This is a genomic window from Luteibacter sp. UNCMF331Sha3.1 (genome assembly GCF_900109915.1).
Taxonomy (GTDB): domain Bacteria; phylum Pseudomonadota; class Gammaproteobacteria; order Xanthomonadales; family Rhodanobacteraceae; genus Luteibacter.
In genome coordinates this window covers 276,574-288,340 of sequence record NZ_FOBU01000002.1, presented here as the reverse complement: position 1 = coordinate 288,340, position 11,767 = coordinate 276,574, and the positions used below count along the sequence as shown (strand labels likewise).

Annotated in this window: 14 protein-coding genes; 12 read left to right on the top strand and 2 right to left on the bottom strand. The window is 67.4% G+C overall.

Going from position 1 to position 11,767, the window contains the following annotated elements:
• Nucleotides 1-5: 5 nt before the first annotated feature.
• A complete protein-coding gene (gene murA / locus BMX32_RS09575) occupies nt 6-1,265 on the bottom strand; it encodes a UDP-N-acetylglucosamine 1-carboxyvinyltransferase (protein WP_089977951.1) in 1,260 nt (419 codons plus the stop codon).
• A gap of 52 nt (nt 1,266-1,317) precedes the next feature.
• A complete protein-coding gene (locus BMX32_RS09570; RefSeq protein ID WP_089977949.1) occupies nt 1,318-1,557 on the bottom strand; it encodes a BolA family protein in 240 nt (79 codons plus the stop codon).
• Between the two features lie 174 nt (nt 1,558-1,731).
• Between BMX32_RS09570 and BMX32_RS09565 the strand changes: the two genes are divergently transcribed.
• The 12 genes from BMX32_RS09565 (at nt 1,732) to ptsP (ending at nt 11,677) form a co-directional block, all read left to right on the top strand.
• Nucleotides 1,732-2,745 carry a KpsF/GutQ family sugar-phosphate isomerase gene (locus BMX32_RS09565; RefSeq protein WP_089977947.1) on the top strand — a complete coding sequence of 338 codons (1,014 nt, stop codon included), beginning with the start codon at nt 1,732-1,734 and terminating at the stop codon, nt 2,743-2,745.
• A 55-nt stretch (nt 2,746-2,800) separates the two neighbouring features.
• The gene (locus BMX32_RS09560; RefSeq protein ID WP_089977945.1) at nt 2,801-3,349 is read left to right on the top strand and encodes a KdsC family phosphatase; all 549 of its coding nucleotides are present in this window, start codon (nt 2,801-2,803) and stop codon (nt 3,347-3,349) included.
• A complete protein-coding gene (gene lptC, locus BMX32_RS09555) occupies nt 3,346-3,945 on the top strand; it encodes an LPS export ABC transporter periplasmic protein LptC (RefSeq protein WP_244511487.1) in 600 nt (199 codons plus the stop codon). Before BMX32_RS09560 ends, lptC begins: the two co-directional genes overlap by 4 nt.
• Nucleotides 3,908-4,486 (top strand): lipopolysaccharide transport periplasmic protein LptA, encoded by a 579-nt coding sequence (gene lptA / locus BMX32_RS09550; RefSeq protein ID WP_089977943.1) that lies wholly within the window; start codon nt 3,908-3,910, stop codon nt 4,484-4,486. Before lptC ends, lptA begins: the two co-directional genes overlap by 38 nt.
• 4 nt (nt 4,487-4,490) lie before the next feature.
• Entirely contained in the window at nt 4,491-5,210 is a 720-nt protein-coding gene (lptB, locus tag BMX32_RS09545) for an LPS export ABC transporter ATP-binding protein (RefSeq protein WP_089977940.1), read from the top strand.
• Nucleotides 5,211-5,297: 87 nt separating this feature from the next.
• A complete protein-coding gene (locus tag BMX32_RS09540; RefSeq protein ID WP_089977936.1) occupies nt 5,298-6,788 on the top strand; it encodes an RNA polymerase factor sigma-54 in 1,491 nt (496 codons plus the stop codon).
• 122 nt (nt 6,789-6,910) lie between these two features.
• Nucleotides 6,911-7,258, top strand: coding sequence for a ribosome hibernation-promoting factor, HPF/YfiA family (gene raiA / locus BMX32_RS09535; RefSeq protein WP_089977933.1), 348 nt, complete (start codon nt 6,911-6,913; stop codon nt 7,256-7,258).
• 93 nt (nt 7,259-7,351) lie between these two features.
• On the top strand, nt 7,352-8,302 hold the full coding sequence (gene hprK, locus BMX32_RS09530; RefSeq protein WP_089977930.1) for an HPr(Ser) kinase/phosphatase: 951 nt from the start codon (nt 7,352-7,354) through the stop codon (nt 8,300-8,302).
• Between the two features lie 4 nt (nt 8,303-8,306).
• Complete coding sequence (gene rapZ / locus BMX32_RS09525; protein ID WP_089977925.1) at nt 8,307-9,203, top strand: RNase adapter RapZ; 897 nt, start codon at nt 8,307-8,309, stop codon at nt 9,201-9,203.
• A 38-nt stretch (nt 9,204-9,241) separates the two neighbouring features.
• Nucleotides 9,242-9,634 (top strand): PTS sugar transporter subunit IIA, encoded by a 393-nt coding sequence (locus BMX32_RS09520; protein WP_089977922.1) that lies wholly within the window; start codon nt 9,242-9,244, stop codon nt 9,632-9,634.
• A complete protein-coding gene (locus BMX32_RS09515) occupies nt 9,627-9,896 on the top strand; it encodes an HPr family phosphocarrier protein (RefSeq protein ID WP_089977918.1) in 270 nt (89 codons plus the stop codon). The genes BMX32_RS09520 and BMX32_RS09515 overlap by 8 nt, the downstream gene beginning before the upstream one ends.
• Nucleotides 9,897-9,928: 32 nt before the next feature.
• Entirely contained in the window at nt 9,929-11,677 is a 1,749-nt protein-coding gene (gene ptsP / locus BMX32_RS09510) for a phosphoenolpyruvate--protein phosphotransferase (RefSeq protein ID WP_089977915.1), read from the top strand.
• Nucleotides 11,678-11,767: the final 90 nt, after the last annotated feature.

Genomic DNA, 11,767 nt, shown 5'->3' with positions numbered 1-11,767 from the left:
AGGCATCAGCCCGGCAGGCGGCGGATACGCGCGCCCAGTACGCCCAGCTTTTCCTCGATGTTCTCGTAGCCGCGATCGATGTGATACACGCGATCCACGGTGGTGTCGCCTTCGGCGACCAGGCCCGCGAGCACGAGGCACGCCGAGGCGCGCAGATCGGTCGCCATGATCGGCGCGCCGCTCATCTTGGCGACACCCGTGATGATGGCGGTGTTGCCTTCGAGACGAATGTCCGCACCGAGACGCTGCAGTTCCAGCGCGTGCATGAAGCGATTCTCGAACACCGTTTCGGTGATCACGCCCACGCCTTCCGCGACGCAGTTGAGCGCGGTGAACTGCGCCTGCATGTCGGTGGGGAACGCGGGGTACGGCGCGGTCACGAGGTTGACGGCCTTCGGCCGGCGACCCTGCATGTCGAGCTCGATCCAGTCCGGACCCGTGCTGATGTGCGCGCCGGATTCCTCGAGCTTCTGCAGCACGGCGTCCATCGTGTTGGCACGCGCGCCACGAGCGCGGACCTTGCCGCCGGTCATCGCGGCGCCGACGAGGAACGTGCCGGTTTCGATGCGGTCCGGCAGCACTTCGTAATGCGCGCCGTGCAGGCGCTCGACGCCCTCGACGATCAGCGTGGACGTGCCGATGCCGTCGATCTTCGCACCCATCGCGATCAGGCAGTGCGCGAGGTCGACGACCTCCGGCTCCTGCGCCGCGTTCTCGATGATGGTGGTGCCCTGCGCCAGCGTGGCCGCCATCAGGATGTTTTCGGTACCGGTGACCGTGACCATGTCCATGACGATGCGCGCGCCCTTCAGGCGGCCGGCCTTCGCCTTGATGAAACCGTTCTCCACGGTGATGTCGGCGCCCAGCGCCTGCAGACCGCGGATATGCTGGTCGACGGGACGCGAGCCGATGGCGCAACCGCCCGGCAGCGACACTTCGGCCTTGCCGTGACGGGCCACCAGAGGACCGAGCACGAGGATGGACGCGCGCATCGTGCGCACGAGGTCGTACGGCGCCACGCAGGAATTTTCCGGTCGCGGGTCGATGTGCATCTTCATGCGGTCGTCGAGCACCACGCGCACGCCCATGCGGCCGAGCAGTTCGATGAAGGTGGTGACGTCGTGCAGGTGCGGCACGTTGCCGATGCTGACCGGTTCGTCGGCGAGCAGGCAGGAGGCGAGGATGGGCAGCACGGCGTTCTTGGCGCCGGAGATGCTCACCTCGCCATGGAGCGGCTGACCGCCGCTGATAAGGATCTTGGCCATGGAAGGGGGTGCCTTGAAAGGAGGACGGAGCGAGAAGGCCCGGCGCGCGTGATCAGCGGCGACCGGCGGCTTCTTCGGGGGTGAGGGTCTTGAGGCCCAGGGCGTGGATGGCACCGCCCATGAGGTCGCCGAGCGTCGCGTAGACGAGGCGGTGACGGGCGAGCGGCAGCTTGCCCGCGAACTGATCCGAGATCACCTCGGCTTCGAAATGAACGCCGTCGTCGCCACGAACGTCCGCTCGCGCGCCGGGCAGGCCGGCTTCGATCAATGCCTGGATGCGCGCAGCGTCCATGGAGTCTCCGGTAAGGGGGTCGCGGCGGGGGTGCCGGTTCCGAAACGGACCCTGAATCACCCGTCGATGCCAGCGACGATAAAATGAGAATATGTAATGGTAATGGAAATCCGGTGTCGCAGAAATGGACATCCCGGGTGACCAGGGACAGAACCCGCCCGGAACCGAGCTCGCATGAACGCACGCACCGCCCCGCCAGCCGACGCCAGCCTCGTGAATGCCGACACCATCATTCGCAGCGCGCGCACCGTCATAAAGACCGAGGCCGCCGCCATACGGGCGCTCGAGGCCCGGGTCGACGCCGCGTTCGTCCAGGCATGCCAGATGATCCTGTCCTGCAAGGGACGCGTGGTCGTCTCCGGCATGGGCAAGTCGGGTCATATCGCGCGCAAGATCGCCGCCACGCTGGCGTCCACGGGCACCCCGTCGTTCTTCGTGCACCCGGGCGAGGCGAGCCACGGCGACCTCGGCATGATCCAGCCGGACGACCTCCTGCTGGGAATCTCGTATTCCGGCGAGACGGACGAACTCCTCTACATTCTCCCGGCGATCAAGCGGCAGGGCATCGCGCTGATCTCGATCACGGGCAATCCCAAGTCGTCGCTGGCCACGCAGGCCGACCTCAACCTCGACGCCAACGTGGCGTCGGAAGCCTGCCCGCACGGACTGGCCCCCACGGCCAGCACCACGGCGGCGCTGGTGATGGGCGACGCCCTGGCGGTGGCGCTCCTCGAGGCCCGGGGTTTCACGTCCGACGACTTCGCCCGTTCGCATCCGGCCGGCAGCCTCGGGCGCCGCCTGCTCCTGCACATCTCCGATGTGATGCATTCCGGCGACGACGTGCCCCGCGTGCGTCTGGGCGCCACCCTGAGCGAGGCGCTGGTCGAGATGTCGCGCAAACGCCTCGGCATGACGGCGGTGGTCGACGACGACGACCGCCTCCTCGGCGTGTTCACCGACGGCGATCTTCGCCGCGCGCTCGACGACGACGCCGTGGACCTCCGCAGCGCCTCGGTCGCCCAGTTGATGACCCGCGGTCCGAAGACGATCGGCTCGGACAAGCTCGCCGTCGAAGCCGCGCAGCTGATGGAAAAGCACGAGATCAACGCCCTGCTCGTCGTCGATGCCGATGGCCGCGCGGTTGGCGCCCTGAACATCCACGACCTGCTCCGTGCCCGCGTCGTCTGACGACGTCGCCCCAAGGGCGTTCCCCACACGCCCGACCGCCCCCACATAGCGAACCATGGCCTACACCCATTACACCGAGATTCCCGCCGATGTCGCCGAACGCGCGGCACGGATCCGCGTGGTCGTCTTCGACGTCGACGGCACGCTGACCGACGGGCGCCTCTGGTACGGCGAAGACGGCCGCGAGACCAAGGTGTTCCACGTGCACGACGGCCTCGGCCTGAAAGCGCTGGAGCGCAACGGCATCCGGGTCGCCATCATCACCGCGCGCATCAGCCATCCGGTCTCCCTGCGCGCCGAGGAACTCGGCATCGCCAATGTCTACCAGGGCCAGAAGGACAAGCGCGCCTGCCTGACCGGGCTGCTCGACGCGCTGCGCATGACCCCCGACCAGGCGGCCTTCGTAGGTGACGACCTGCCCGACCTGCCCGCCATGGGCATCGCCGGCCTGGCGATCGCCACCGCCAACGCCCACCCATGGGTCGCCGAGCGCGCGCACTGGCGCACACGGCTGATCGGCGGCTACGGCGCGGCGCGCGAAGTGTCCGACATGATCCTGGCCGCACAGGGCAAGGCGGAAGCCGAGCGGGACCGCTGGCTGTGAGCGTCGCGAACTTCTTCACCGACCGCAGCGCCACGAGCGTCGCGGGGATGCTGGCCCTGGTGCTCGGCGCCAGCGTGCTGCTCTATTACGCGACCGCGCCCGAGAAGAAGGTCCAGGATTTCGTCGGACCGCCGCGCTCGGGCTACGTGCTCACCAACTTCGACCTCGATTCGTTCAACGAGGAAGGCAAGCCGGCCTTCACGCTGATCGCGCCGCACCTCGAGCGCCGCGAGGGCGACGAATCGCTCTACATCAACGCGCCGGACTTCATCCTGCCGTCGACGAAAGAAGCCGACGTGCCGCCGTGGAAGGGGCATTCGCAGTACGGCTGGGTGAACAAGGACGGCAGCCTGCTCAAGCTGCAGGGCAAGGTGCACATGGATCGCGTGGCGTTCGGCACCACGCCGCCCGCGAGCATCGACACCTCCGAGGTCACGGCGTGGCCCAAGGACAACCGGCTGGAAACCGCCGAGGCGGCGCGTATCGTTCAGGGAACCTCTACAATGGAAGGCGTTGGCATGCGCGCCAATCTCGACACCAAGCACCTGGAGCTTCTCGATGCAGTCCACAGCACGTACCAGCCGCGCAAGCGCTAAGGTCCTGTCCGCGTTGCTCGTCGTAGCTGCCGCGGCGGCTGCGCCAGCGATCGCGAAACAGTCGGATCGCGACCAGCCGACGGACATCACGTCGACCAAGTTCGACGGCACGAACCAGCAACCGAACGGCAAGGTGATCTGGATAGGCAACGTCCTCCTCAAGCAGGGCACGCTCAAGGTCACGGGCGACAAGGCGACCGGCTACCTCGACGGCGACAACAACCTCAAGCGCGTCGTGGTCGATGGCAGCCCGGCGACGATTCACCAGCTCGACGATCAGAACCAGCCGATGGACGGACGGGCCAACAACATCGACTACAAGATCGATCAGGACGTCGCGGTCCTCACCGGCAACGCGTGGGTCAACCAGCCCGCCAAGGGCAGCGCCGAAGGCGACAAGCTGACCTACAACACCAAGGACAGCACGATGACCGGCGAGAGCAGCGGCGGCGCCCCCGTGCACATGACGTTCCAGCCCAAGAACAAGACGCCCGCGGCCGCTCCGGCGACTCCGGCGGCGCCCGACAAGAAGAAGCCCTGATCCCATGCTTTCAGCCCAAGGCCTGCAGAAGCGCTTCCGTGCGCGCCAGGTGGTCCGCGATTTCGCGTTCTCGATCCGCGAAGGCGAGGTCGTCGGCCTGCTCGGTCCCAACGGCGCCGGCAAGACGACCTGCTTCTACATGGTGGTGGGCCTGATCCAGGCCGACGCCGGGACCATCAAGCTCGACCAGCAGGACATCACCGGCCTGCCGATGCACGCGCGCGCCAAGCTGGGCATCGGCTACCTGCCGCAGGAGGCCTCGGTGTTCCGCCGCCTCAGCGTCGCCGACAACATCCTCGCAGTGCTCGAACTCCGCGACGGCATGACCCAGAAGCAGCGCGACGAGGAGCTGGAAAGCCTGCTCGACGAGCTGAAGATCTCGCACATCGCCGAGCAGAAGGGCATCAGCCTCTCCGGCGGCGAGCGCCGACGCGTGGAAATCGCGCGCGCCCTGGCCGCCCGCCCCAGGTACATGCTGCTCGACGAACCGTTCGCCGGCGTCGATCCGATCTCCGTGGGCGAGATCCAGCGCATCGTGCGTCACCTCAAGGAGCGCGGCATCGGCGTGCTGATAACGGACCACAACGTCCGCGAAACGCTCGGTATCTGCGACCGCGCCTACATCCTCAACGACGGCGAGGTCCTCTCCCGCGGCACGCCCCAGCACATCCTGGCGGACGAGAAGGTTCGCGAGGTGTATCTGGGCCGTGAATTCCGTATTTGAGACACCGTTGGGCATAGCCCGCCGCGACGCTGGTTTGCGGGCCCCCTCAGGGGTTAGGATGGATCGGGAACCCCAAGCGTCGCAGGCATGAAACCCGGACTTCAGTTTCGCCTCAACCAGCAGCTCACGCTGACACCGCAGCTGCAACAGGCCATCCGCCTGCTGCAGTTGTCGCAGCTCGAGCTCGAGGCCGAACTCCGCCAGATCGCGGAAAGCAACCCGTTGCTGGAGTTCGCCGAAGATGCCGAATCCGAGGACGACGGCGCGGACGACGAGGCCGGTTTCGACACCAGCGATTACGCGCCGCCTCCCCGGGACGAAGCGCCCGCGAAGTCGTCCAAGGACGACGACGAATTCATCGCGACCCCTTCCGAAGAGCTGGCTCCCGACTGGGACGACGACCGTTTCCATGGCGAGGCCGGCGACTATGCCGGTGCCCCGTCACGGGCGGGTGGCGCGGATGACGACGGCTTCGAGCCGCAGAACGCGGCGCCCGAAAGCCTCCAGCAGCACCTGGAGTGGCAGCTCAACCTGTCGCAGTTCTCGCCCCGCGACCACGCGATCGCCACTGCCATCATCCACGCGCTCGACGAAGATGGCTATCTGCGCGATGGCGTGGAGGCCGTGCAGGCCGCCCTGCCCCCCGAGCTGAACGCCGATCTCGACGACATCGAAGCCGTGCGCCAGCGCGTGCAGCGCTTCGATCCCACCGGCATCGCCAGCCTCGACCTGCGCGACTGCCTGTTCTGCCAGCTGGCGCAGTTCGCGCTCTCGACGCCGCATCGCGAACTGGCCATCCGCATCGTCAACGAAGAACTCGAACTGCTCGCGCGCAACGACACGGCGAAGATCGCGCGGCGGCTCAAGGCCGCCGAAGACCATGTCGCCGCGGCCGCCAGCCTGATCCGTAGCCTCGACCCGCGTCCCGGCGCGGCGCTGGACGCCACGCCGGTGGAATACGTCGCGCCGGACGTCTACGCACGTCGCGAGAACGGTCGCTGGCAGGTCAGCCTCAATCCCGACGCCCAGCCGCGGCTGGGCCTCAATCAGCATTACTGCAACCTCATCGCGCGTGCGCGGGGCGACGACGCGAGCTGGATGAAAGGCCAGCTCCAGGAGGCCCGCTGGCTCCTGAAGAGCCTGCAGTCGCGCGCCGAGACCCTGCAGAAGGTGGCCGACGTGATCGTGCGCCGGCAGAGCGCCTTCCTCGACTACGGCCCCGAGGCCATGCACCCGCTGGTGCTTCGCGAGGTGGCCGAGGAAGTCGGCATGCACGAGTCCACCATCTCCCGCGTGACCACGCGCAAGTACATGCACACGCCACGTGGCACGTTCGAACTGAAGCATTTCTTCTCCAGCGGCGTGGCCACCGAAGACGGCGGCAGCGCGTCGGCCACGGCGATCCAGGCGATGCTGCGCAAGCTCATCACGGCCGAGGACGTACGCCGTCCGCTTTCCGACCAGGCACTGGCCGAGGAACTCCATCGACGCGGTATTCAGGTTGCCCGCCGTACGGTAGCCAAGTACCGGGAAGCGATGCGGATCCCGAGTTCCAGCGAACGCGTCCGCGCCCATTGACGGCATCGAAGGAACCCTTGCGGAGGTCCACGGTCCCACCAGTTCAAGGCTAGAGGAACGACACAGGCGTCGTTCCGATTTCGTCGCCGAACGGCGGCACCCTCAGTACTCAGGAGGCGTCAATGCAAATCCAGATCAGCGGCCAGCACATCCACATCACCCCCGCCCTGCGCGAGCGCGTGGAACAGCAGATCGGTCGCTTCGAACGCCTTTTCGACAACATCAAGGCCCTCGACGTCGTGCTGTCGGTCGACAAGAACGAGCACAAGGCCAGCGGGACCCTGCACTGCGCCGGCACCCGTCTCCACGCCGACGGCGTGGCCCGCCTCGACGACGAGAAAAAGGGTGACACGCTCTACAACGCGATCGACGCCATGATCGCCAAGCTCGCCGACCAGCTGAGGAAGCACAAGGAAAAGCTCAAGGACCATCACAACGCCGAGGTCCGCGAGGCCCGCACGGCCATCTGACGGCCCGGCGAGACCCGTCCCGCCCTTGATGGCACAATAGGCATGAGCCGGCACGCACCGCGTGCCGGCTTTTTTCCTTCAAGGGACCAACGCGTGGACCGGCTGACCGCCAGACAACTCTTCGACGGCGTACACGAGCGCATGGCACTCCGCTGGGCGGCGGGCATGCGCGGCGAATCGCGCGTGCTCGAGCCGAACGCGAAACAGAGCCGCCGCCCGTCCCTGGTCGGTTACCTCAACGTGATCTACCCCAACAAGGTGCAGATCATCGGCACCGAGGAACTGAACTACCTCGACGGCCTCGATTCCCGCCAGCGCTGGGAAGCCATCCACAAGATCGCCGCTTACCAGCCCGCCGCGCTCATCGTCACGAAGGACCAGTCAATCCCGCCCGACTTGCGCGAGGTCGCCGAGGAAACCAACACGCCGCTGTGGCAGAGCACCAAGCGTGGCCACGAGCTGCTGACCTACCTGCAGTATCACCTCGCGCGCACGCTCGCGCCGCGCACGACCCTGCACGGCGTCTTCCTCGAGGTGTTCTCCATCGGCGTCCTCATCACGGGCGACCCCGGCTCGGGCAAGAGCGAACTCGCGCTGGAACTCATCAGCCGCGGCCATCGCCTCGTCGCCGACGACGCCACCGAGTTCACGCTGATCGCGCCCGACGTCATCGACGGCGCCTGCCCGGAGCTGCTGCAGGACCTCCTCGAAGTGCGCGGCCTCGGCGTGCTCAACATCCGCGAGATGTTCGGTCACACGGCGGTCAAGCCGTCCAAGTACCTTCGCCTCGTGATCCACCTGAAGCCGATGCGCGAAGGCGAGGAAAGCGACGCCATGACGCGCCTGACCGGCGACGTGAGCCGGCGCAACGTGCTCGACGTCGACGTTCCCAAGATCACCATCCCCGTGGCGCCCGGCCGCAACCTCGCGGTGCTCGTCGAGGCGGCCGTGCGCAACCACGTGCTCAAGAGCAAGGGGATCGACCCCGCGCAGACCTTCATCGACCGTCAGGCGCACCAGATGCGCCGCTTCTCACCGTGGTGACCGCGTGACCGACGAACTCATCAGCCCCATCGTCGAACCCGACGGCATTCACCTCGTGGTGCTCACCGGCATGTCCGGTGGCGGCAAGACCGTGGCCCTGCGCGCGCTCGAAGACCTTGAGTTCTACTGCGTCGACAACATGCCGGCGGAGCTCATCCCGCAGCTGGTCGCCGCCGTCAGCCAGGGCGAGCACGGCCCGCGTCGCCGCATCGCGGTGGGCGTCGACGTGCGCAACCGCCGTGTCGACCTTTCGCGCATGCCGCACGTGTTGTCAGAGCTTTCGGCCACCGGCGTGCACGTGCACCTGATCTTCCTCGACAGCCGCGACGACATCCTGATCAAGCGTTACTCGGAGACGCGCCGCCGCCATCCCCTGGCGGCGGAAAAACTGTCGCTCGCGGACTCCATCGCCCAGGAGCGCAAGCTGCTCCGGCCGCTGGTGTCGATCGCCGAAAAGGTCATCGATTCGAGCGATCTCAACGTCCACCAGCTGCGTCGCCTGTTCGCCACCGGCTACGCCGCCGCGTCCGACGGCACGACGCTGCTGTTCGAGTCGTTCGCCTACCGTCGCGGCCTGCCGTCCGACGCCGACTTCGTCTTCGACGCCCGCTGCCTGCCCAATCCGCACTGGGAGCCCCGCCTGCGGCCGTTCTCCGGCAAGGATCTCCCGGTGCGCGAGTTCCTCGACGCGAATCCGCTGGTGGCCGAGTACTACGCCGATGTCGCCCGCTGGCTCGACACCTGGCTGCCCCGTTTCGAGGGCGAAGACCGCAGTTACGTCACCGTTTCGATCGGTTGCACCGGCGGCCGCCACCGATCGGTGTACCTTGTGGAAAAGCTGGCCCAGCATTTCCGGGCCGAGCGCGGCAACGTGCTGACCTTCCACCGCGAGCTGGAGTGACCCATGATCGACCCCAAGCCACTACGGGATACCGGTCGATGAGCGTCGGCGTCCTCCTCATGACCCACGAAGCGGTCGGCAAGGCGCTGATCTCGGCCGCCCGCCACGTCATGCCGAAGCTTCCGCTGGAAGTCGACGCTGTGGAAGTCCCGCCCAGCGCCGATCCCGACGTCATGCGCATGCTCACGGCAAAGCATGCCCGCGCGCTAGACCACGGCGAAGGCGTGCTCGTGCTCGCCGACCTCTATGGCGCCACTCCCTGCAACATCGGCCTGTCGCTGGGCGAGCTCGGCGTGCACCTGCGCTGCGTGTCCGGCCTGAACCTGCCGATGCTCCTGCGCGTCCTCAACTACTCGGAAAAATCGCTGTCCGAACTGGCCGAAATCGCGGCCAGCGGCGGACGCGGAGGGATCTTCATCGACCATGCTTGAACGGGAAATCACGGTATCCAACCGGCTCGGACTGCACGCCCGGGCGTCGGCCAAGCTCGTACAGCTCGTCTCCACCTTCAAGTCGACCGTGCACCTGCTAAGCAAGGGGCGCGAAGTGAACGCCCAGAGCATCATGGGCGTGATGATGCTCGCCGCGGGCATGGGCACGGCCCTCACCATCCGTGCCGAGGGCTCCGACGAGGAGGCGGCGATCGACGCCGTGGTCGACCTTTTCAACCGCAAGTTCGACGAGGGCGGCTGACCCATGACGCATCCGCGCGGTACGAGGCATCCATGAGGTTCGTACTGAACGGCACTCCGGCGTCCCGGGGCATGGCCCTCGGGCGGGCGCGTCTGGTCCAGCCCAGCCTTCTCGCCGTCGATACGCGCATGCTCGAAGCCGACGAGATCGGCCCCGAGATCGAGCGCCTGCACAAGGCCATCGACACCGCGCGCACCGAACTGCACGAGCTGCGCGGCAAGCTGCACGGCGCACTGGCGCGCGAGGTCGGCGATTTCATCGATGCGCACAGCCTGTTGCTCGACGACGAAGAGTTGCTCCGCGGTCTCGACGAGCTCGTCTCCATCGGACACTACACCGCCAGCGCGGCGCTGAAGATGCAGCGCGACCGTCTGGCCGCCGTATTCGACGCGATGAACGACCCGTACCTGAAAAGTCGCGGCGAAGACATCGACCAGGTCATCGGTCGCGTGATGTCCGCGCTCAACCAGCAGTCGAGCCGCGAAGAACGCAAGCTCGCCGCGCGCGTCGGCGAGATCGTCGTCAGCGACACCGTCGCGCCGGCCGACATGGCGGGCATGGCAGGCCAGGGCATGCTCGGCGTCATCGCCAGCGCGGGCAGCGTTTATTCCCATAGCGCCATCCTCGCGCGCAGCTTCAACCTGCCGATGCTCGTCGGTACGCGCGACGCGCTCGCCACCGTCAACGACGACGACCTGGTCCTCATCGATGCCGAGCACGGCGAAGTCATCGTGCATCCCACCGCACAGGACCTCGCGCGCTACCGGCAATGGCAGCGCCAGGCCGCCGCCGAAGGCCGACGCCTCGCGGCGCTCGCCACGGCGCCCACGCATACCCGGGACGGCGCGCACGTGCGCCTGTTCGCCAACGCCGAGCTCGCCGGCGACATTACCCTCGCCCGCGCGCGCGGCGCCGACGGCGTGGGCCTGTACCGCTCCGAGTTCCTCTTCCTGCGTCAGCGCGGCCTGCCCTCCGAAGACGAACAGTTCGCGGCGTATCGCGACGTCGTGCTCGGCATGGGTGGACTGCCCGTCACGATCCGCACGCTCGACCTCGGCGCCGACAAGGCGGACGCGGCCGGCCTGGCGATCCGCGGCGAAGACAACCCGGCGCTCGGTGTGCGCGGCGTGCGGCTGTCGCTGCGCTACCCCGACATCTTCGCCGTGCAGCTGCGCGCCATCCTGCGTGCCGCGTGCTACGGCCCCGTGCGCATCCTCGTACCGATGGTGACGCACGTCGGCGAACTGATTGCGGTGCGTTCGCTCATCAAGAAGGCGCGCGAAGACCTCGCACGCCAGGGCCACGAGCTACCGGAACGCCTCGACATCGGCGCGATGATCGAAGTCCCCGCGGCGGCGATCGGCGTGACCTCGATCCTCAGCAAGGCCGACTTCCTCGCCATTGGCACGAACGACCTCGCGCAGTACGTGCTCGCCGCCGACCGCAACAACGACGCGCTGGAAGGCATCTACGACCCGCTGCAGCCTGCGTTCCTGCGCCTCATCGCGCACGTCATCGCCAGCGCCCGCCGCGCGAAGAAGCCCATCAGCCTCTGTGGGGAAATTGCCGGCGACACCCAGTTCACCGCCCTCCTCCTCGCCATGGGGCTGGAAGAGTTCAGCATGCACCCGGGGCAACTGCTCCAGGTACGCGACCGCCTCACCAAGCTCGACTGCGGCGCCCTGCGCCGCGCGGCGCCCCGGTTGTTCCGTGCGCATACGCGCGATGAAGTCGAGGCCCGGTTGCTCGAAGTCGTCGCCGAGCAGACGGACTGCTTGTAGGTCCGAGGGCTCGGCTTCGCCATCGCGTTCGCTGGCGTCGAGGCAAGGAGCCGGGGCGCGTCGTCTCCTTCGCTAAGTCCTCGTCCGGCC

Excerpts from the sequence above, each read along its gene's own strand:
- murA (WP_089977951.1), bottom strand. The coding sequence starts at position 1,265 with ATGGCCAAGATCCTTATCAGCGGCGGTCAGCCGCTCCATGGCGAGGTG.
- BMX32_RS09570 (WP_089977949.1), bottom strand. The coding sequence starts at position 1,557 with ATGGACGCTGCGCGCATCCAGGCATTGATCGAAGCCGGCCTGCCCGGC.
- BMX32_RS09565 (WP_089977947.1), top strand. The coding sequence starts at position 1,732 with ATGAACGCACGCACCGCCCCGCCAGCCGACGCCAGCCTCGTGAATGCC.
- BMX32_RS09560 (WP_089977945.1), top strand. The coding sequence starts at position 2,801 with ATGGCCTACACCCATTACACCGAGATTCCCGCCGATGTCGCCGAACGC.
- lptA (WP_089977943.1), top strand. The coding sequence starts at position 3,908 with ATGCAGTCCACAGCACGTACCAGCCGCGCAAGCGCTAAGGTCCTGTCC.
- lptB (WP_089977940.1), top strand. The coding sequence starts at position 4,491 with ATGCTTTCAGCCCAAGGCCTGCAGAAGCGCTTCCGTGCGCGCCAGGTG.
- BMX32_RS09540 (WP_089977936.1), top strand. The coding sequence starts at position 5,298 with ATGAAACCCGGACTTCAGTTTCGCCTCAACCAGCAGCTCACGCTGACA.
- raiA (WP_089977933.1), top strand. The coding sequence starts at position 6,911 with ATGCAAATCCAGATCAGCGGCCAGCACATCCACATCACCCCCGCCCTG.
- BMX32_RS09520 (WP_089977922.1), top strand. The coding sequence starts at position 9,242 with ATGAGCGTCGGCGTCCTCCTCATGACCCACGAAGCGGTCGGCAAGGCG.
- BMX32_RS09515 (WP_089977918.1), top strand. The coding sequence starts at position 9,627 with ATGCTTGAACGGGAAATCACGGTATCCAACCGGCTCGGACTGCACGCC.
- ptsP (WP_089977915.1), top strand. The coding sequence starts at position 9,929 with ATGAGGTTCGTACTGAACGGCACTCCGGCGTCCCGGGGCATGGCCCTC.